The sequence below is a fragment of the Polaribacter sp. IC066 genome (genome assembly GCF_007997085.1).
In the GTDB taxonomy this organism is placed as follows: domain Bacteria; phylum Bacteroidota; class Bacteroidia; order Flavobacteriales; family Flavobacteriaceae; genus Polaribacter.
The window spans coordinates 21,379-39,755 of sequence record NZ_VORR01000012.1; the positions used below are offsets into that span (position 1 = coordinate 21,379).

General features: G+C 30.3%; 25 protein-coding genes and 1 tRNA gene. 12 read left to right on the top strand and 14 right to left on the bottom strand.

Going from position 1 to position 18,377, the window contains the following annotated elements; translation table 11 throughout:
- Window positions 1–33 precede the first annotated feature (33 nt).
- From ES044_RS05670 to ES044_RS05680, 3 genes are all read right to left on the bottom strand, one after another.
- Window positions 34–115 (bottom strand) — tRNA-Leu (locus tag ES044_RS05670).
- Window positions 116–117: 2 nt separating this feature from the next.
- Window positions 118–363 carry a GIY-YIG nuclease family protein gene (locus ES044_RS05675; protein WP_147120306.1) on the bottom strand — a complete coding sequence of 82 codons (246 nt, stop codon included), beginning with the start codon at window positions 361–363 and terminating at the stop codon, window positions 118–120.
- A gap of 63 nt (window positions 364–426) precedes the next feature.
- A complete protein-coding gene (locus ES044_RS05680; protein WP_147186936.1) occupies window positions 427–672 on the bottom strand; it encodes a GIY-YIG nuclease family protein in 246 nt (81 codons plus the stop codon).
- A 254-nt stretch (window positions 673–926) separates the two neighbouring features.
- On the opposite strand from ES044_RS05680, the gene ES044_RS05685 reads away from it, so the two are divergent.
- The 3 genes from ES044_RS05685 (at window position 927) to pth (ending at window position 3,333) form a co-directional block, all read left to right on the top strand.
- Window positions 927–1,868 carry a ribose-phosphate pyrophosphokinase gene (locus ES044_RS05685; RefSeq protein WP_147118883.1) on the top strand — a complete coding sequence of 314 codons (942 nt, stop codon included), beginning with the start codon at window positions 927–929 and terminating at the stop codon, window positions 1,866–1,868.
- Between the two features lie 21 nt (window positions 1,869–1,889).
- Entirely contained in the window at window positions 1,890–2,483 is a 594-nt protein-coding gene (locus ES044_RS05690; protein ID WP_147118884.1) for a 50S ribosomal protein L25/general stress protein Ctc, read from the top strand.
- 283 nt (window positions 2,484–2,766) lie between these two features.
- Complete coding sequence (gene pth / locus ES044_RS05695) at window positions 2,767–3,333, top strand: aminoacyl-tRNA hydrolase (protein ID WP_223269162.1); 567 nt, start codon at window positions 2,767–2,769, stop codon at window positions 3,331–3,333.
- Between the two features lie 363 nt (window positions 3,334–3,696).
- On the opposite strand, the gene ES044_RS18470 is transcribed toward pth, so the two are convergent.
- Complete coding sequence (locus ES044_RS18470; RefSeq protein ID WP_189663240.1) at window positions 3,697–3,834, bottom strand: hypothetical protein; 138 nt, start codon at window positions 3,832–3,834, stop codon at window positions 3,697–3,699.
- A 25-nt stretch (window positions 3,835–3,859) separates the two neighbouring features.
- Between ES044_RS18470 and ES044_RS05700 the strand changes: the two genes are divergently transcribed.
- Both ES044_RS05700 and ES044_RS05705 read left to right on the top strand, forming a co-directional pair.
- On the top strand, window positions 3,860–4,354 hold the full coding sequence (locus tag ES044_RS05700) for a hypothetical protein (RefSeq protein WP_147118886.1): 495 nt from the start codon (window positions 3,860–3,862) through the stop codon (window positions 4,352–4,354).
- A 5-nt stretch (window positions 4,355–4,359) separates the two neighbouring features.
- On the top strand, window positions 4,360–5,109 hold the full coding sequence (locus ES044_RS05705; RefSeq protein WP_147118887.1) for a hypothetical protein: 750 nt from the start codon (window positions 4,360–4,362) through the stop codon (window positions 5,107–5,109).
- A 67-nt stretch (window positions 5,110–5,176) separates the two neighbouring features.
- Here ES044_RS05705 and ES044_RS05710 read toward each other — a convergent pair whose 3' ends face one another.
- From ES044_RS05710 to lysM, 9 genes are all read right to left on the bottom strand, one after another.
- Complete coding sequence (locus tag ES044_RS05710; RefSeq protein WP_147118888.1) at window positions 5,177–5,713, bottom strand: hypothetical protein; 537 nt, start codon at window positions 5,711–5,713, stop codon at window positions 5,177–5,179.
- Window positions 5,714–5,788: 75 nt separating this feature from the next.
- Window positions 5,789–6,238 carry a 6-pyruvoyl trahydropterin synthase family protein gene (locus ES044_RS05715; RefSeq protein ID WP_147118889.1) on the bottom strand — a complete coding sequence of 150 codons (450 nt, stop codon included), beginning with the start codon at window positions 6,236–6,238 and terminating at the stop codon, window positions 5,789–5,791.
- A 152-nt stretch (window positions 6,239–6,390) separates the two neighbouring features.
- Window positions 6,391–7,887, bottom strand: coding sequence for a GH3 auxin-responsive promoter family protein (locus ES044_RS05720; RefSeq protein WP_147118890.1), 1,497 nt, complete (start codon window positions 7,885–7,887; stop codon window positions 6,391–6,393).
- Window positions 7,887–8,753 (bottom strand): M23 family metallopeptidase, encoded by an 867-nt coding sequence (locus ES044_RS05725; protein WP_147118891.1) that lies wholly within the window; start codon window positions 8,751–8,753, stop codon window positions 7,887–7,889. Before ES044_RS05725 ends, ES044_RS05720 begins: the two co-directional genes overlap by 1 nt.
- A gap of 51 nt (window positions 8,754–8,804) precedes the next feature.
- Window positions 8,805–9,389, bottom strand: a complete 585-nt coding sequence (nadD, locus tag ES044_RS05730; RefSeq protein WP_147118892.1) for a nicotinate (nicotinamide) nucleotide adenylyltransferase — start codon at window positions 9,387–9,389, stop codon at window positions 8,805–8,807.
- A gap of 140 nt (window positions 9,390–9,529) precedes the next feature.
- A complete protein-coding gene (gmk, locus tag ES044_RS05735; protein WP_147118893.1) occupies window positions 9,530–10,117 on the bottom strand; it encodes a guanylate kinase in 588 nt (195 codons plus the stop codon).
- 86 nt (window positions 10,118–10,203) lie between these two features.
- On the bottom strand, window positions 10,204–11,070 hold the full coding sequence (locus tag ES044_RS05740; RefSeq protein WP_223269163.1) for a YicC/YloC family endoribonuclease: 867 nt from the start codon (window positions 11,068–11,070) through the stop codon (window positions 10,204–10,206).
- A 126-nt stretch (window positions 11,071–11,196) separates the two neighbouring features.
- On the bottom strand, window positions 11,197–12,105 hold the full coding sequence (locus tag ES044_RS05745) for a DMT family transporter (RefSeq protein ID WP_147118894.1): 909 nt from the start codon (window positions 12,103–12,105) through the stop codon (window positions 11,197–11,199).
- A 117-nt stretch (window positions 12,106–12,222) separates the two neighbouring features.
- Entirely contained in the window at window positions 12,223–12,693 is a 471-nt protein-coding gene (gene lysM / locus ES044_RS05750) for a peptidoglycan-binding protein LysM (protein WP_147118895.1), read from the bottom strand.
- A 202-nt stretch (window positions 12,694–12,895) separates the two neighbouring features.
- Between lysM and ES044_RS05755 the strand changes: the two genes are divergently transcribed.
- The 5 genes from ES044_RS05755 to upp all read left to right on the top strand — a co-directional run bounded on the left by ES044_RS05755 (window position 12,896) and on the right by upp (window position 16,388).
- Complete coding sequence (locus ES044_RS05755) at window positions 12,896–13,648, top strand: hypothetical protein (RefSeq protein WP_147118896.1); 753 nt, start codon at window positions 12,896–12,898, stop codon at window positions 13,646–13,648.
- 41 nt (window positions 13,649–13,689) lie between these two features.
- Window positions 13,690–14,520: a hypothetical protein gene (locus tag ES044_RS05760; protein ID WP_147118897.1), complete on the top strand. Its 831-nt coding sequence runs from the start codon at window positions 13,690–13,692 to the stop codon at window positions 14,518–14,520.
- A gap of 11 nt (window positions 14,521–14,531) precedes the next feature.
- Window positions 14,532–15,074, top strand: a complete 543-nt coding sequence (locus ES044_RS05765; protein WP_147118898.1) for a hypothetical protein — start codon at window positions 14,532–14,534, stop codon at window positions 15,072–15,074.
- Window positions 15,075–15,083: 9 nt separating this feature from the next.
- Entirely contained in the window at window positions 15,084–15,647 is a 564-nt protein-coding gene (locus tag ES044_RS05770) for a hypothetical protein (RefSeq protein WP_147118899.1), read from the top strand.
- Window positions 15,648–15,734: 87 nt separating this feature from the next.
- A complete protein-coding gene (gene upp / locus ES044_RS05775; RefSeq protein WP_147118900.1) occupies window positions 15,735–16,388 on the top strand; it encodes a uracil phosphoribosyltransferase in 654 nt (217 codons plus the stop codon).
- Here upp and ES044_RS05780 read toward each other — a convergent pair.
- Complete coding sequence (locus ES044_RS05780) at window positions 16,383–17,312, bottom strand: DUF6427 family protein (protein ID WP_147118901.1); 930 nt, start codon at window positions 17,310–17,312, stop codon at window positions 16,383–16,385. The genes upp and ES044_RS05780 overlap by 6 nt on opposite strands.
- 41 nt (window positions 17,313–17,353) lie before the next feature.
- Here ES044_RS05780 and ES044_RS05785 point away from each other — a divergent pair, with 41 nt between their 5' ends.
- Together ES044_RS05785 and trmB are read left to right on the top strand one after the other, a co-directional pair.
- The gene (locus tag ES044_RS05785; protein WP_147118902.1) at window positions 17,354–17,575 is read left to right on the top strand and encodes a DUF6341 family protein; all 222 of its coding nucleotides are present in this window, start codon (window positions 17,354–17,356) and stop codon (window positions 17,573–17,575) included.
- Between the two features lie 9 nt (window positions 17,576–17,584).
- Window positions 17,585–18,256, top strand: coding sequence for a tRNA (guanosine(46)-N7)-methyltransferase TrmB (gene trmB, locus ES044_RS05790; protein WP_147118903.1), 672 nt, complete (start codon window positions 17,585–17,587; stop codon window positions 18,254–18,256).
- Window positions 18,257–18,377 lie beyond the last annotated feature (121 nt).

The following is an 18,377-nucleotide window of genomic DNA, read 5'->3' on the forward strand; positions in this document are numbered from 1 at the left end:
CCTGAAAATCAAATGATTTAAAGGGTTTTACAGTACTCAAGGCGGGAATCGAACCCGCACTTCCGAAAAAACTGGATTTTGAATCCAGCTCGTCTACCAATTCCGCCACTTGAGCATTTATTTAGAATCCCGCAAAGATCGTAATTTTTCTTTGCCAATTCCAGATTTCCAATATTTTTCTTTTTTTCTTGCTTCTATTCTATTGATAGCTTCTTCCATGTAAATTAGCTCAAAAGGAGCATAAGCTTTAGTTGTTTTCTCTCTCAAACTGTTATGCCTTTTAAATCTTTCTTCAAAATTTGATGTTAAACCAACATAAATATAATTTCTAACAACGCTTGAAATAGCATATACAAAGAACATAATTTCTAATTTAGCGCGCCTGCCTGTCGGCAGACAGGTCTACCAATTCCGCCACTTGAGCATTTATTTAGAATCTCGCAAAGATCGTAATTTTTCTTTGCCAATTCCAGATTTCCAATATTTTTCTTTTTTTCTTGCCTCTATTCTATTGATAGCTTCTTCCATGTAAATTAGCTCAAAAGGAGCATAAGCTTTAGTTGTTTTCTCTCTCAAACTGTTATGCTTTTTAAATCTTTCTTCAAAATTTGATGTTAAACCAACATAAATATAATTTCTAACAACGCTTGAAATAGCATATACAAAGAACATAACTTTTAATTTAGCGCGCCTGCCTGTCGGCAGACAGGTCTACCAATTCCGCCACTTGAGCATTTATAAAGTTGTGTATATAAATACATCACTTTTTTGATAGCATCTCTAAAATGTTGAATTTTACTTCTTATTTTAAAGACTGCAAAGCCACTAAATATTTTTAGTTTTTAAACTGAAAATTTTAACTTCAAACTTAATAAATAAATTCTACTTTTGCTATCGTATAAAAACACAACAAAAAATCTTATTTTATGACAACCAGCCAACTTGCACCAAAGCTTTTTGCTTGCAGGCAGAGTACCGTTTTAGCAGAGAAAATAGCAAAAGAATACAATATAACGTTAGGTAAAGTAGACACAACATATTTTAGTGACGGTGAGTTTCAACCAGCATTTGAAGAGTCTGTTCGTGGAAGGCGTGTTTTTATCATTGGTTCTACGTTTCCGAATGCAGATAATTTAATGGAAATGTTATTAATGTTAGATGCTGCAAAAAGAGCTTCTGCAAGACATATAACTGCTGTGATGCCTTATTTTGGTTGGGCAAGACAAGATAGAAAAGATAAGCCAAGAGTTGCAATCGGTGCAAAATTAGTAGCTAATTTATTGCAATCTGCGGGTGCTACAAGAATTATGACCATGGATTTACATGCAGATCAAATTCAAGGGTTTTTTGAAAAACCAGTAGATCATTTATATGCATCTACTATATTTATGCCATACATTAAAAGCTTAAAGTTAGAAAACTTAACAATTGCATCACCAGACATGGGAGGTTCTAAAAGAGCTTATGCATATTCTAAACATTTATTGTGTGATGTGGTTATTTGTTACAAACAAAGACTAAAAGCGAATGTAATTGAGCACATGGAATTGATTGGAGATGTGCAAGGAAAAAATGTCATTTTGGTTGATGATATGATCGATACAGGCGGAACTTTGGCACATGCGGCAAATTTAATGATGGAAAGAGGTGCAATAAGTGTACGTGCAATCTGTACACATCCAATACTTTCTGGAGGAGCTTACGAAAAGATTGAAAATTCTGGACTAACAGAATTGATTGTTTCTGATAGTATTCCGCTTAAACAAGAGACCTCCAAAATAAAAGTTGTATCTTGCGCGCCATTATTTGCGGATGTTATGCATAAAGTGCAAGACAATACTTCAATTAGTGGACAATTTTTAATGTAAATAATTAATAATAAAAAAGTAATGAAATCAATTACAATTAAAGGATCAAAAAGAGAAAGCGTAGGTAAAGTAGCAACAAAAGCCTTACGTAATGCTGGTATGGTTCCTTGCGTTATATACGGAGGAGAAACAGCGATACACTTTTCAGCACAAGAAAAAGCGTTTAAAGACCTGGTTTATACTCCAAATGTATATACTGCAACAATTAATGTTGATGGTCAAAAAATAGCAACAATCTTAAAAGACATACAATTTCATCCTGTTTCGGATAATATTATTCATGTAGATTTTTATCAAATATTTGAAGATAAAGAAATTACAATGAACATTCCTGTAAAATTAACGGGTACTTCTCCAGGAGTTTTAAACGGTGGGTCTTTGCGTTTTACAAACCGTAAATTAAAGGTAAAAGCATTACCAGCTAATTTGCCAGATTCTGTATCTGCAGATATTTCTAAATTAAAAATTGGAGGTAAATTAACAATAGCGTCTATGAATACAGACGGATATACATTTATGCACCCAGATAATACTGTTGTTGTTCAGGTAAGAACTTCTCGTAATGCAACTGTTTCAGAAGATGAAGAAGAAGCTGCAGAAGCTGCTGCAGAATAAACTTTGCAACTATAATTTATTAAAAGCGTTACAAATTTGTAACGCTTTTTTCTTGTCTTGAATTCATTTCAAGATCACTCTGAATTTATTTTAGGGTCTTTATAAATATTCTTATAGTTCTAATTGAATTTATTTCAGGGTCTTTTTTATGAGCTTTCTTAAAGTTTTATTCAATTCATTTTAGAGCATCATATTATTTATTTCTTCTTATTTTTGAAGTATGAATATTGTTGCGTTTTTTAAAAATCTTACACGCTTTCATAAAGAAACTAAAGAAGAGTTGATGAAGAAATTTTTAATTGTTGGATTAGGAAATATTGGTGATACTTACACAGATACGCGCCATAATATAGGTTTTAAAATTCTTGATGAAATTGCTGAAGAGCAAAAGAGTACCTTTGAAACAGATACTTTAGGCGATGTTGCTAGTTTTCGTTCTAAAGGACGAACTTTTATATTGTTAAAGCCTAATACGTATATGAATTTAAGCGGAAAAGCGGTAAAACACTGGATGCTTAAAGAAAATATTCCCGTCGATAATTTATTAATTGTTACAGACGATTTAAATATCGATTTTGGAACCATCAGAATTAAAGCAAAAGGCAGTGATGGCGGGCATAACGGACTCAAAGATATTCAAGAGAAATTAAACACAAACGTATATCCAAGATTTCGATTTGGCGTAGGATCAAATTACTCAAAAGGGCGTCAAGTAGATTATGTTTTAGGCAAATGGAATAAAGAGGAAACTAGTTTGCTAATTGAGCGTTTACCATTAGCATCAAAAGTAATTACTTCTTTCGGCACTGCTGGTTTAGCCAATACGATGAACACTTTTAACGGAAAATAACGATCTATTGTTTTTATCATAAGTATATCCCTTTAAAATATTTTAGGTTTATACATATTTTTTAAAATAATTTCATTAAAATAAAGCAGATAATTTTATTTTAATTTTTAGCAAATGGTTAGAATATTTTACTGGTTTTTGGTTCTAAAAGTGAAGTGATTTATCTATTGTATTCTACACTAATGATTCTCTATCATTAGTGTCCGATTAAAAAATATTTTTAGTTTGATAAACCCTAATAAAATAAAGGACTGAACAATTTTTTTAAATTACACCTTGCTTTTTTGAAAATAGTTTCATGGGGATAAACTAGACAGTTTTATTTTAAGTTATGTGAGTTTATCAGATAGTTAGGGTCAAGTCCTAGTTCCCTGCCGGCAGGTAGGTTGGTTTTGCAAACATAGGAGCAATCTTGCGTCTTTTATCATACAATAATGATTTTTTATAGTAATTTATCGCAACCATTTCATAACTTGGGCATCTATGAGATATAAACTTCATTTAAATATCTTTAAAAAATAACACCATGAAAAAATTAATTGTACTCATTTGCTGTTTTTCTTTAAGTAGTTGTTTTTTTAATTGGGAGGACAATACAACAACAGTAGATCCTGTTTTTTCAAGATATGATCCTGTGGTTTTAACAGTAGCAGCTTTAGAAAACTCAATTGAAATACAAGACAAAAAAGAAGTAACAGAAGCTTCTAAAATTTACATTATTCACGATTTTATTTTTATCAATGATAAAAGAACTGGTTTTCACATTTTTGACAATTCAGATCCTTCAAATCCGATTAAAAAGAAATTTTTAAAAGCACCAGGAGCCACAGATATCGCAATCAGAAATAATGTACTTTATATCAATCAGGCAACAGATTTGGTTGTGTTAACCTTCGATTTTACTGCATTTACAACAATTGTAAGTAAAAGAGTTAAAAATGTATTTCCCGAATTACGTTCACCTGACGGTGAATCTTTTTATGAAGAGGATAAAGTTGTTGTTAATTGGATTCAAAAATAAAAATCATGATAAAAAAAATAATTACACTATGCACCATCGTTTTATTTTTGGTTGCTTGTGGTCAAGATTCAAATGATACGAGTCAAAACTCAGAATTTTCAGATGGGCAAGGAGGTTCTTTAGCTACATTTTCTTTAAAAGGAAACTATTTGTATACGGTAGATTTTAGTAATTTATCTGTTTTTAATATCGATAACCCTACAAATCCTATTAAAGTAAATACTATTAATGTGGGTTTTGATATCGAAACCTTATTTAGCTACAATGATTTCTTATTTATTGGCTCGCAAAATGCCATGTATATTTATGATATTACAAATGCAGAATTGCCTAAAAAAATGTCGCAATCAGATCATTTTAGAGCCTGTGATCCTGTGGTTGCAAACGGAACAAATGCCTATGTTACATTGCATAGTAATGCAAACTGTGGTGGTTCGGTAAATGAATTAAAAACCTATGACATTACCGATATAGAAAATCCTATATTATTAAACACAAGAGGTTTAACGCAGCCTAAAGGATTAAGTTTATACGGTTCAGATTTTCTTTTGGTTTGTGATGGTAGTGTAAAGATTTTTGATGTTACAGACCCAAGTGATTCAAAATATTTAGAAGAAATACCTACAACAGGTGCTATTGATATTATCATTAGAAATAATAATGCTTTCATTATTTCAGAAAACAGTATTTCTCAATATCAATTAGTCGTTACTGATATTACAAATTTTAAAAAGATTAGTGAATTTACTTTTTAGAAGTAAAGTAAATTGCACAAAAAAAAGTCATCTAATCTAGAGGGTCTTTTTTTTTAAAAATGTACAATTATTTTCTTACAAGGCTAATATTTGCTTTAAGCGTAGTTGTAATTCCACCATCTACATCGGTTTCTTCTTGTGTCATTTTTATAGAGGTTTCAGTAAAAGTAATTACGGTAAATAGACCTTCAATAAAATCACCAGTACTAGGATTAAAAGTAATCGTATTGTCTATATTGTTTATTTGGTAAGAGCCAGTAGCATCAAAAACAGCAATTTCAAAATCGTTTACAGGAGTTCCACCATTTGGTGTTTCTGTAATTACAATTCTATATTTTCCAGAAGCAGTATAAGTTCCGTTTGCATTAAGTATAAAATTAATGTCATCAAAAGAATCTCCTACAAAGGTGGTTGTAGAAACGTTTACAACTGTGCCAGAGTTAGAGGTAGCAGTTTCTTCCTCTTCTTCGTTAATGGAATTAATAGTATAGTTTCCTGCTATATTTGCCGAGGATAAAGTAAAAGGTGGTGCACTTGTATCATCACCACAGCTACTAATTGAAACACAAATAATCAGTGTTAAAATAAATTTAAGGTTTTTCATAAAAATAAAACTTTTACCAAAGATACCTTTTAATTTAAAATCACCTCGTTTAAATAGATTGTTTTTGCATCCATATTAGTTCTCACTAGCAAACCATTCTGCGAAACTAGTATCTGTTTCTTGTAATTTTATTGAATGTAATTTGATCTTTTTCGGTAACCTTGTTTTTATTTTTTCAGCAAAATCAATCACCATCATTTCGCTGGTTGGCTGGTAGTCTACTAATAAAACATCATGACCTCTGTCCATTAATTCTTTTGCTAACTCTACGTGAGGCGTGTTTTTATTAAAAACGGTTGCATGATCAAAAACGTCTACGATCTCTTCGTTTACAATTTTCTTTAAATCGCCAAAATCAATGACCATCCCGAATTTTACGTTGGTATTGTCTTTTATTGGGTTTCCTGAAACGGTTACAGAAAGTTTGTAAGAATGGCCGTGAACGTTCTTGCATTTGCCATCATAACCATATAAAGCATGTCCTGTTTCAAAACTAAATCGTTTGGTAATTCTAATTGTGCTCATTTGTTTTTTGTTGATAATGCCAATTCGAGAAATGGAGATATTTATAATAAAAAATCTTCATTATTCTAAATTCCGAATGGCAATTAATACTGCGTGTGGTTTGTTTCTAAATTCGATGCAAAAATAGAGATTCTCCTCTTATTTATGCTGTTTTATACGTCTAAAAAGTCTTGCAAAACGTCTGCAATTTTTCTGTTATCAGATAATTGCGGAATTTTATTTTGTCCGCCAAATTTACCAATAGATTTCATATATTCATGAAAACCACCTTTTTTTACTTTTCGAATCACCAACGGACGTAAAACTTTTCCTGTGATCAAATCGAAATAATAAATATTTTGCGCTTGCATAGAAGCATCAATCAGTGTAGAAAATTTTTCTAGATCTTTTGGTTCATCTGTAAACTCTATAAACCATTCATGATAAGGTAAACCACTTTCAGGATTTACTTGTGGTGCTACTGTAAACTCGCTAATGTTTATGTTTGTTCCTGAAATGGAATCTTTTAAAGCTTTTTCTACTTCTTTGCCAATAACGTGTTCGCCAAAGGCGGATATAAAATGTTTAATTCTACCGGTAACTTTAATTTTGTAAGGTTTGGTTGATGTAAACTCTACAGTATCGCCAATATTATAGCCCCAGAGGCCTGCAGTTGTATTTAAAATAATAACGTAATTCACACCAATTTTTACATCCTTTAAAGAAATTCTTGTGGCATTTTCATTATAAAATTCGGTTGCAATTATAAATTCATAAAAAATACCAGAATCTAATTGCAATAACATTCCTTTTTCGGTTTGCGAATCTTGGTAGGCTATAAACCCTTCGGATGCCGGATATAATTCTATATAATCTACTTTTTTACCAATTAAAGCTTCAAACTTATTTTTATAAGGTTCAAAATTTACACCCCCGTAGACAAAGAAATTAAAATTCGGAAAAATTTCTGAAATAGACTTTCCTGTTTTCTCAATTAATTTTTCGAAATACATTTGAACCCAAGAAGGGATGCCGCTTATTACCGATAAATCTTCATGTAAAGTTTCTTCTACAACTGCATTCACTTTGGTGTCCCAATCTTCAATACAATTCGTTTCCCAACTAGGTAAACGGTTTTTGAGCAAGTAATTTGGTACATAATGTGCAGCAATACCACTTAATCTGCCCAATTTAACGCCATTTTTATCCTCTAAAACAGGACTTCCCTGCAAAAAAATCATTTTACCATCTACAAAACTAGCATCATTTTTTTCTACAATATAAAATAACAAGGCATTTCTAGCAGCTTTTATATGCGTTGGCATCGATTCTTTAGAAATCGGAATGTATTTTGCCCCAGAAGTTGTGCCAGAAGTTTTTGCAAAATACAAAGGTTTCCCTTTCCATAAAACATCAGATTCGCCAGCAACCATTCTATCTACATAAGGTTTTAAACCTTCGTAATCAGTCACTTTTACACGCTTTTTAAAATCATCATAAGAAACAATATTTTTAAAATCGTGGTCTTTACCAAAGGCAGTTTCTTTTGCTTGTGCAATTAAGTTTTTAAAAACTTTTTTTTGGGTTTTATGGGGTTTCCTTGCCCATTTATTTACTTGTTTGGTGGCAATTTTGGCAAACGGAATCGCGAAAATAGATTTTATACTCATTATTTAAAGTCGATCAAATTTGTAGGATTTACGGCATAACCATCACTCCAAAGTTCAAAATGCAAATGAGGTCCGGTGGTTAACTCACCTGTAGAACCCACGCTGGCAATTACTTCACCAGATTTTACAAAGTCTCCTTGTTGTTTTAGCAAGTTACCATTGTGTTTATAAACAGAAATATAGTTGTACGCATGTTTTAAAATAATTACGTTTCCTGTTTCTGTGGTCCATCCAGAAAAGATAACGGTACCATCTGCAGTTGCTTTTACAGGCGCATTTTTCTTGGCAACAATATCTACTGCTAAATGCTTTGTTTTAGAATCAAAATCTTGAGAAATTATACCTTGTAAAGGAGCAAAAAAAACAATTTTAACATTGGTTGCTGTATTATTTTGAATAGGAAAGCGATCTTGACTTTCAATTCTTTCTCTAAAAATAGAATCTTCTTTAGAAGCATTTAACAAACTATCTTGTATAATTATTCTTTCAGACTCTAACTGAACCGAGTCAATAATTCCTGCTTTAATATCTCCTCTTAAAATTGGTTGTAAGGCTATTGTATAATCATGTAAAATAGCTAACTTTTTCTTTAAAGAATCTGCTTGTATGGCAAGTTTTGTTGCTTTTATTTTTAAATCTGTAGAGGAATATCCGGGAATAAATTCTTTAATAGGTGTAAATGTAATGAAAAAAGTAGTCACTAAAATCAACAAGAAAGAAAGTACACCGCCTAAAACAAAAATGTTAAGCAATGATAGTTTTAATGAGAAACGCTCTTCGAAAGTGTCTTCATTTAAAACCACTAATCTGTACTTATCAGTTAGTTTCTGTTTTAGTTTTCCTTTTTTTTTGTTTGACTTTTTCAAAAAAAATGTTTTTGTTAATGTTGTTTTATATAGAACGTAAAAATAGCGAAACTATTTTTTATAAAAATTCATCTCATCGATATATTCCCAAACATCTTTAGTTAACATGGGTTTTACGTTCTTTTTATCTTTAATTCCTTTTCTAATCATGGTCGATGAAATCTGAACAATTGGCGCATCCATCTTATGAATTTTTGGGTGCTTTTTAAATTGATGGTCTATTTCTCTTTGCGTAATTCTTGGATATACATACAGGTGATGATGTTCTAAAATGGTTTCATAATTTTTCCATTTATGAAAACTTTTTAAGTTGTCTTCGCCCATAATTAGGCAAAATTCCTTTTCAGGATATACTTCAGACATATGAGCCAATGTATAAACGGTGTAGTTTGGTTGCGGTAATTTAAACTCAATATCAGAGGGTTTAATTTTCTCGTATCCTTCAGTCGCTTTGAGGACTAATTCAAATCTATCGTGATTATCTAGCAACGAGCTTTTCTTTTTAAACGGGTTATGAGGTGTTACCACCAACCAGATTTCATCTAAATCTGAATGCTCTACCATGTAATTAGCAATGATTAAATGCCCAACATGAATTGGATTGAATGTGCCAAAGTATAAACCAATTTTACTCATATTTTTTTAAATAGATATTAGAAAATAGCGTGTAGAAAAAAGACATCTAACTCTTCTCTTGTTCTATTTCCCTTTGTTCTTTTCTCTTGTTTTCTTTTTGCCTTGTCTCTTGGTTCTCTTTCTTCTATATTCTTTTAGCGCTATTCTTTCAACTCCAAAAAATCACTCATTAAACTTTCTGCTTCTTTCAAAGCAACTTCTAAATCGTAGTTTTTGATAATCTTATCAAATTGAGGCGCAGTTGCTAATTCTATGGAAGCTTTTGCAATGCGCATATTTATTTTTTCTTCACTTTCTGTTTTGCGCTTTTTGAGTCTTATTTTTAGCTCGTCTACACTTGGTGGTTTTACAAAAACAGACAAGGTTTCATTCGGGAATTTCTTTTTAATTCGCAAACCTCCTGCAACGTCAATATCAAAAATAACGTGTTTTTTCTGCGCCCAAATTCGTTCAACCTCTGTTTTTAAAGTACCGTAAAAGTTATCTCTGTAAACTTCTTCCCATTCTAAAAAATGATCAGTTTTAATGTGGTTTTTAAATTCTTTTAGTGATATAAAATAGTAATCTATACCATTTCTTTCATCACCTCTTGGGTCTCTAGAAGTGGCTGAAATTGAGAATTCTAAATTAAATTTTTCTTGTTTTAATAAATGGCGAACAATCGTTGTTTTACCAGAACCAGAAGGTGCTGAAAACACAAATAATTTTCCTACAAAATTATCTTTCATACTTAATTTTGTTATGCTAAACTTGATTCAGCATCTTTAATTTATAATCAGAAGCTGCATCAAGTTCAGCTTACTTTAAACGGTGTTTAAAGTACATTTAAAATTTGCTCTTTAATTTGCTCTAATTCATTTTTCATCTGAATTACTGCTTTTTGCATGGGTGCATAATTGGCTTTAGAGCCTGTAGTATTTATTTCTCTACCCATTTCTTGCACTATAAAACCTAATTTTTTTCCGTTAGAATCTTCTGTTTTTAAGGTTTGTAAAAAATAGTCTAAATGGTTTGCCAAGCGTACTTTTTCTTCGTTAATATCTAATTTTTCTAAATAATAAATTAACTCTTGTTCAAATCTATTTTCATCAGTATCTACCTTTAAATCGTCGATCGCTTTCTTTAAACGCGTTTTAACGTGTTCAATTCTATCGGCATCTAAAGCTTTTACTTCTTCTAAATAGTTCTCAATGTTGGTAATTCTTTCTTTAAAATCGATTTCTAAAGAGGCTGCTTCATCAACTCGATACTGAACAATCTCTTTGAGTGCTTTATCAATATGTTGGTTAATGAGGCTCCACTCATTTTCATCTAATTCTTCACGTTCCGTTTTTAAAGCATCGGGCATCGTAATAGCCATTTTTAAGAACGCTACATCATCAGAACTTCCTGTTTGTACAACATTTCTTAATTGCTGAATGTATTGTTTTACAACGCCATGATTTACGGTTGTAGAGGTTTCATCCGCAGTCATTTCTACAAAAATAGAAAAATCTACTTTTCCTCTCACCAAGGTATTTGCGAGCTTTTTGCGAACATTTAATTCCTTTTCTTTATAATAAGAGGGAATTCTGACATTCAAATCTAAATTTTTACTATTTAAAGATTTTATTTCTATCGTTACTTTTTTTGTTGGCAACTGCAATACAGATTTTCCGTAACCAGTCATAGATTGAATCATACAAATTTCGTTTTAAATGAAGGGCAAATATACCTTTTTATTTTGTTGATTTTAGTGTTGTTAGCTATTCAAATATCGGAAATTAGGGAAAGGTGAATTTTTGGTAATTTCAAATTTTTTGAACACCTATTCTTTGGGGACTTTCTGCTTTTCTTCTACCTGTTTTGTCACAAGATACACGCCTAAAAAGATAAAAATAGTAGCAAAAACTTTTACCATATTTAAAGTATCACTCCCAACAATTAAGGCGTAAACAGTCGCAATTACGGGTTGTAAATAAATAAAAACACTTACGGTGGTTGGTTTTAATTTAGATAAACCATATAAATTAAAAAGATAGGTAATACAGGTTGTAAAGATGACTACAAAACCAATATTCCAATAAATGTTTGTGGGTATTTTATGCCAAACAACTTCTGTTAATTCAACAAATCCAAAAGGTGTTACTAAAATTAACCCAAATAAATAAAACCATTTGATAAACGTAATAGGATGGTATTTTTTACTTAAGTCTTTTGCTAATACTAAGTACAAACCATAAGAAGTTGCATTTATAAACACCAAAAAATTGCCCCAGTTACTATTGGTTGATGTTGCGGTAGCAGAACTACCATACGTAATGAGTAAAACAGTGCCTATTAAGCCTATAAAAACGCCTAAAATTCTTTGCCTACCAATTGGTTTTCTAATTAAGATGCTCGAAAAGATAAGCACCATAATTGGCGACATTACCATCATTACAGAGGCACTTATAGGTGTTGTTAAACTCAATCCTTTAAAAAATGAAAGCATATTTAAAGCCACACCAAAGATTGCTGCCACAAAGATTTTCTTAAAATCGGCCTTGTCAATTTTTTCTGATTTCATAAACAAACTAACCAACCAAAAAATAGCAGTTGCACCAAGAACTCTAATTAAAATGAATCCGAAAGGTTTCACATATAAGGGCATTACCTCTTTTGCAATGGTATAATTTAAACCGTAAATTAGGGTTGCTATAGAAACAGCGATGAGGGCTAATGTTCTTGTATTCATTACAAATAAACTCTAAAAATTAATCTGCAAAGTTGGGGTTTTATTTTAGATTGAAAACAAAAAAAGAGTCCCAAAATTAATTGAAACTCTTCACTAGGTTGGTTGTCTAGCTTTTGGTTAGTCCACCAAAGGTGGTATTCTTAAAACCTGACCCGGATAAATCTTATCTGGATGCGTTAACATTGGTTTGTTTGCTTCAAAAATTACTGGGTACTTCATAGCATTTCCATAAAATGTTTTTGCTATTTTCCCTAAAGTGTCTCCACTTTCTACAGTGTGAAATTGTGCCATTTCAGCTTCTTCAATAACTTTAACTTCTTTTACTGTTAAATTATCTTCAACAGAAGCAATCCCTTTTGTATTTCCTGCAACAAGTACAGCCTTTTCTTTGGTTGCTAAATCTACAGCTTCTCCCCAAAGTTTTACAGCATCATCATCTACTTCTATAGATAAATCTGCAACTTCTAAATTATGAGAAGCAATTGCGTCTCTTAATTGTCCAGATTTTTCTGCATTTTCTTCTTCTGTGGTTTTTCCTATACCGAAAACCTTTGCGCCTGCATTTTTAATAAATGAAAAAATTCCCATTTCTTTTTTTGATTTAAAATTAATATTTCGATTTAATGATGATTCAATATACAAATTTTTAGTTTTTCTTAAAAATAATTTTATGATATGATGACTGGCGGAAATTTGTTTAAAATTTATAAAAAAGTCAAGATCTATGAAAAATTTAGTAAATTGGTAAAAAAAAATATATGAATAAAATTAGCTTTGTTGTTTGTTGTTTATGGCATTAATTGCTTGTAGTAAAGACGATTTAGATTTTAGAAATACTAATAAAACTAATTTGCAAGAACAAATTAGTTATGATTTTGAAAATAATAATTTAAAAATTAATTCATCCACAACATTAAAGAGTCTTTATGAAAATATAAAGGATGGTAAAGAGAATGAAATAAATTTAATTAAAAATTATTATAAGGAAGGTTTTTTTCCTATGGAATTAGTTTATAATGCTTCAAATGCAGAAATAGATAATTTTAAACAGCATATAGAGAAGAAAAAACTATTATCTGGAAATTTTCAGAAAAATGAAAATGAAGAGAAAATTGTTATAAATAATGATAATTTCGCTTCCATTTTAAGTTCTAATGGAGAGGTACAGGTTGGAGATTCTATATACAAATACACTAAAAAAGGTTTATTTATTGCACACATTGAAGACCGAAATATACTTAACATAGGGAATAAGTCAAATTTTAAAAATTATGCAAAATCTAATTTTAAGTTATCTTTGTATGTACCGAATAAAAGTAATTTATTAGATTTTAGTATTGAAAAAGTAGACGAATGTAATCCAGATAATGTTTTTTCTGATGAAATTCAGCTAGTTTCTGAGTTTTATGGATGCAACGCAGGCGGTGCTCCAGGTTCTTCTAGTAATTCAGGCTCAATATCTAATACCTCAAATTATAACGAATGTGTAAATAGTAAATCAGGTTGGGTAGATAATATTTTTTCACAAGTAATAAAAAGTTAAGAACTATTTTTGAAGCTGCAGATTTCTACTTTTTTCAAGACGTGCATGCACAAGCTAAATTTAAAGATAAAACTTTATTTGGTTGGTTTGCTGATAGAGGTGCAGACAAAGTTTATTTACTAAACAAAAAAGTGATTTTAAATACAAAAACTGAAAAAAGAGGTTTTGATTTTGCCATAGATTGGGGTAAAGTTGTTGAAATATTTAACAAAATATATACATTTTTCTTATCTAAACCAGAAAGTAGCACTATTTATATTTCTAATGAGTACGATTTTAAAACTAAATTAATAACAAATTATATAGTAGATCCAGATAATTTACTTTCATTAGCATCTAATATTCCAAATCTAATAATACCAACAAATAAAGTAAATAAACCTTTAGTGGATATAGATTTTAATTTAGAAAACTTTTTTGGTAAAAAAATTGATAAAGCTATTACAATAAATGTTATGTCTTTAGAATATAAACTAAGCAATGATGACATAATTAAACTTTCTTATGAAGCTTTGTCTGGTAAAAAAATTAAATTAGATGAGGGAGAAACGGGTGCAATAGTTTTTATTTATACAGATCCAAAAACTATGGAAGCAAAACCTGTTGCATATAGCTTATTTGGTGAAAAAATTACTGTTCAAAATCTTGCAGTAGCTTCTCGAGATTTTGATGTTCCACAAAATTTTAAACTAGACGATTTATCTTTCTTATACAAATATAAATTAGACCACGCAACTGGTAGTTCAAAAGAAATTTTTGGTTTGAAATTCAAGTTTAGAATAGATATTGTTAGCTCTGTAGATGTTGAGTTAGAATCAGGTGCATATTATCTTGGTAATTGGGGTGGATCAAAATTTAAAGTTAAATATTAAATTTTACATTTATGAAAAAAGTTGCTTGTTTATTAATATATTTTTTTGTCGTAAGTCTATTTTCCCAAGAAGAAAACCTACAGAAACAATTTAAAGCTGAGTTTAATTTTTTAGGAATTGGTGCTTCTTATGAATTACCAATAAGTGAAAATTGGCTTTTAGATATAGGTGCTGGTGTTGGTGGAGGTGTAGAAGATGGAGATGGTTATGTTTGGGAATTAAATAGTTCTTTGTCTTTTTATTCTAAAGGAGAATTAAGATATTACATCAATAGAAAAAAAAGAGCAAAAAAGAATAAAAATAACATTAATAATTCTGGTAATTACTTTGGTTTACAAACTAAATATTTTAGCAAGCGTTTTACGGAAAATTCAGGTTTAGATCCCTTAACAAATAGTTTACTAACAGAGTTACATTGGGGTTTGCAACGTTCGCTTGGCGATAATTGGTTGTTTAATTTTCATGTTGGCTTAGGTGCTTTAAGAAAATTAGACGAAGATAGAGGTTTAATGTCTCCTGCAATTGGTTTGAAATTCTCCTATAAATTATTTTAGAAATTAATTATGAAAAAAATATTTTATATAATTATTTCAACAATTCTATTTTCTTTTTCAACATTTTCTCAAGAAAAAACCTACAGTGTAGAAATCTCAATATATGGTTTTCAAACAGGTTTATTTGGAGCTTGGGTTTATAATGAAACAAAATTAAATAACGAATTCACTTTAAAAACAGAAATTGGTTTGGATGCTGGTTATTCTTATAGCGATTTCGATTCGCCAAAATCACAATATATTTTGATTCCTTCTTTATCTTTAGAACCAAGATGGTATTATAATTTTTCGAAAAGAGATAAAAAAGGAAAATCGCTTTCAAATAATGCAGCTAATTATTTAAGTTTAAAAACAACTTATAATCCTGATTTGTTTGTTATTGCAAATATTATAAATCCAGATCTCACTAGTATTTTTAGAATTATCCCTTCTTGGGGAATTCGTAGAGATTTAGGCTCTAATTTCGATTTTGATTTAAGACTTGGTTTTGGTTACGTTTTTGCCTCCAATAATACAGCTACTGCAAATGGTTTTGCACCAGATTTTTCTGTACGTTTTGGGTATATTTTTTAGCTACAAAAATTACTTTAAATCTTAAAACGCAATGTACTTTTTAAATTGCGTTTTCTTTTTTTGTAAGTTTGATAAAATTCTTACACAATGACAATTCATCATATAGCAGAAAATAATTCAGTTTTAAATACTTTTTTATCAGAAATAAGAGATAAAAACATTCAAAAAGATTCTTTACGTTTTAGAAGAAATATCGAACGAATAGGAGAAATTTTAAGCTACGAATTAAGCAAAACACTTACTTATAATAAGGTTGATGTAAAAACCCCTTTAGGGACTAAAGAAATAGAAATAGCTTCTAACAATTTGGTTTTATGTTCCATTTTAAGAGCAGGTTTGCCTTTACATCAAGGACTTTTAAATTATTTTGACAAAGCAGAAAATGCCTTTATTTCTGCATACAGGCATCACCCAAATAATGATGCCGATTTTGAAATTGTTGTAGAATATTTTGCATCACCAGAAATTGAAAACAAAACCTTGTTATTGGCAGACCCAATGTTGGCAACTGGGCAAAGTCTAGTGGCTGTTTATGAAGCTATTAAAAAACACGGAACTCCAAAAGAAATCCATATTCTTGCTGTAATTGGCGCAAAAGAAGGTGTAGATTTTGTTGCTGAACATTTTCCTGAAAACACGCATTTATGGATTGCCACAATCGATGATTCTTTAAACGAAAAAGGCTATATTATTCCGGGTTTAGGAGATGCAGGAGATTTGGCTTTTGGTCAAAAATTATAAGAAAAAACTGATGATAATTCCGCCAATCAGACTCACAGATAAAATGATGTTTTTAAGTGTTTTTTTCTGAACGAGTTCAACGCCATTTGCCAAAATAATAGAAATAGGAAACAGAATAAAAATAAGTTCTGATCCATTTTTTTGAGGTAGAAAAAGTAAGAAAAAAACAAGAATTATAAAATTTGCAATCAATAAAATCCAACTTTTTCTAAACGTATTATTGACCGAAAGCGCTTTTATCGATTTAAAAAATATAGCGAAAACGGTAAAAAATAAAACACTACAAATTAACCAAAAATACGATGTATTTGTGTATAATTGAATATCAAAAATAAGCTCAAAATTAAAAAGATTGGTAAACTCTTGTGTTGCATCAAACCAAAAAAAGTAGGTAAAATAAACAAATAATGGTGCTGCAAAGCCAACTATAGGAACAAAAATTGTGTGGACTGTTATTTTTTTATGCAGATAACTAGCCATATAAATGAGTAAAAAGAAGATGCAAAAAAAAGGCTCTAATAGGCATAAAACACCAAGCCAAAAACCACTGTCGAACAATTTTTCTAGTACTTTTTTTTCTGAACGTAAACTATAAATTTTTCTTACAAAAAGTAGGTAAATAATAGTTAATAGTAAAGTTTGATAGTTTATAAAGTCAGGTAAAAAAACCATTACTAACAGCGTAAAGAAAAAATAGGCGTAAGAATTGTCTGAAGTAAGTTTGTTTTTACCGATGATAAAGTTGTAGAAGAAAAAAATCACTAAAAAAAGAACGAGTAAAATGGCACTTTCTAGAAGATGATTGCCAGTAAAACTAGCTGTAAAAAGCCTAAAATAAAGGTTTGTTATCAAAGCAACAAAGAAAAGAATCAGTAAAGTAATGAAGTTAATCGGTTTAGATTTGTTTAAAAAATTGGCTAGCATTGATTCTTTTGTTATTTTTGCAGTGTAAAGATAATTAAGTTATGATAGCAGGCAATATTTTCAAATGGATTGGTAGTTTATTTACTGATATTTTATTTCTACCTTTTAATTGGGTTCGTACAGAAATCGCTTCTGCAGATTTAGGTTGGTGGATTTCTAACATACCAAATTTTGGTTTTTTACTGATACTTATTGTTCTTTTTGCTTATTGGATGAAAGAATCAAAGAAGTTTGCAAAAGAAGGTACAGAAGACAGAGCTTAAAACTACATCTTGGGAAGTAAAAATAAACAAAAACGTTTCACAGAAAATGAAGCGTTTAAAAATGTCGTTCAACCTACTAGAGAAGAAGTTGTTACTAACTTTTCTTTAAAAGGCGAGTGGCATTCTTTTTTTAAAAACAACAATCCTATTGTTGTTGAGTTGGGTTGTGGTAAAGGCGAGTATACAATAGCCTTAGCCAGAAAAAACCCGAATAAAAATTATATTGGCATCGATATTAAAGGAGCTCGTTTTTGGCGTGGAGCAAAAACTGCCATTGAAGAAAACCTTGAGAACGTAGCTTTTGTAAGAACTCAAATTGAATTGGTCGATTTTATTTTTGCAGAAAATGAAGTTTCAGAAATCTGGATTACTTTTCCAGATCCTCAAATAAAATACCAGCGCACAAAACATAGAATGACAAATGGTAGTTTTTTAAAGAAATATCATCATATTTTAAAAGAAGATGGTATCATGAATTTAAAAACAGATTCAGAGTTTATGCATGGCTATACTTTGGGCTTGTTACAAGGTGAGGGGCATGAAATTTTGTATGCAAATCATAATGTATATCATAATGAAGGTGCGCCAATAGAAGTTACAGAAACACAAACATTTTACGAAAATCAGTATTTAGAGGTCGATAAGTCGATAACCTATATTCAGTTTCGTTTAAAGTATTAGTTCTTTAGGAGATCTTTTTTTTAAAACGTTATCCACAAAATTTGTCATTCTGAAAGAATTCTACGTTCTGTTTTTTAGGTTAAATTTTGTCTAAAATGGTTAAGTGTAACAAACTAAATAA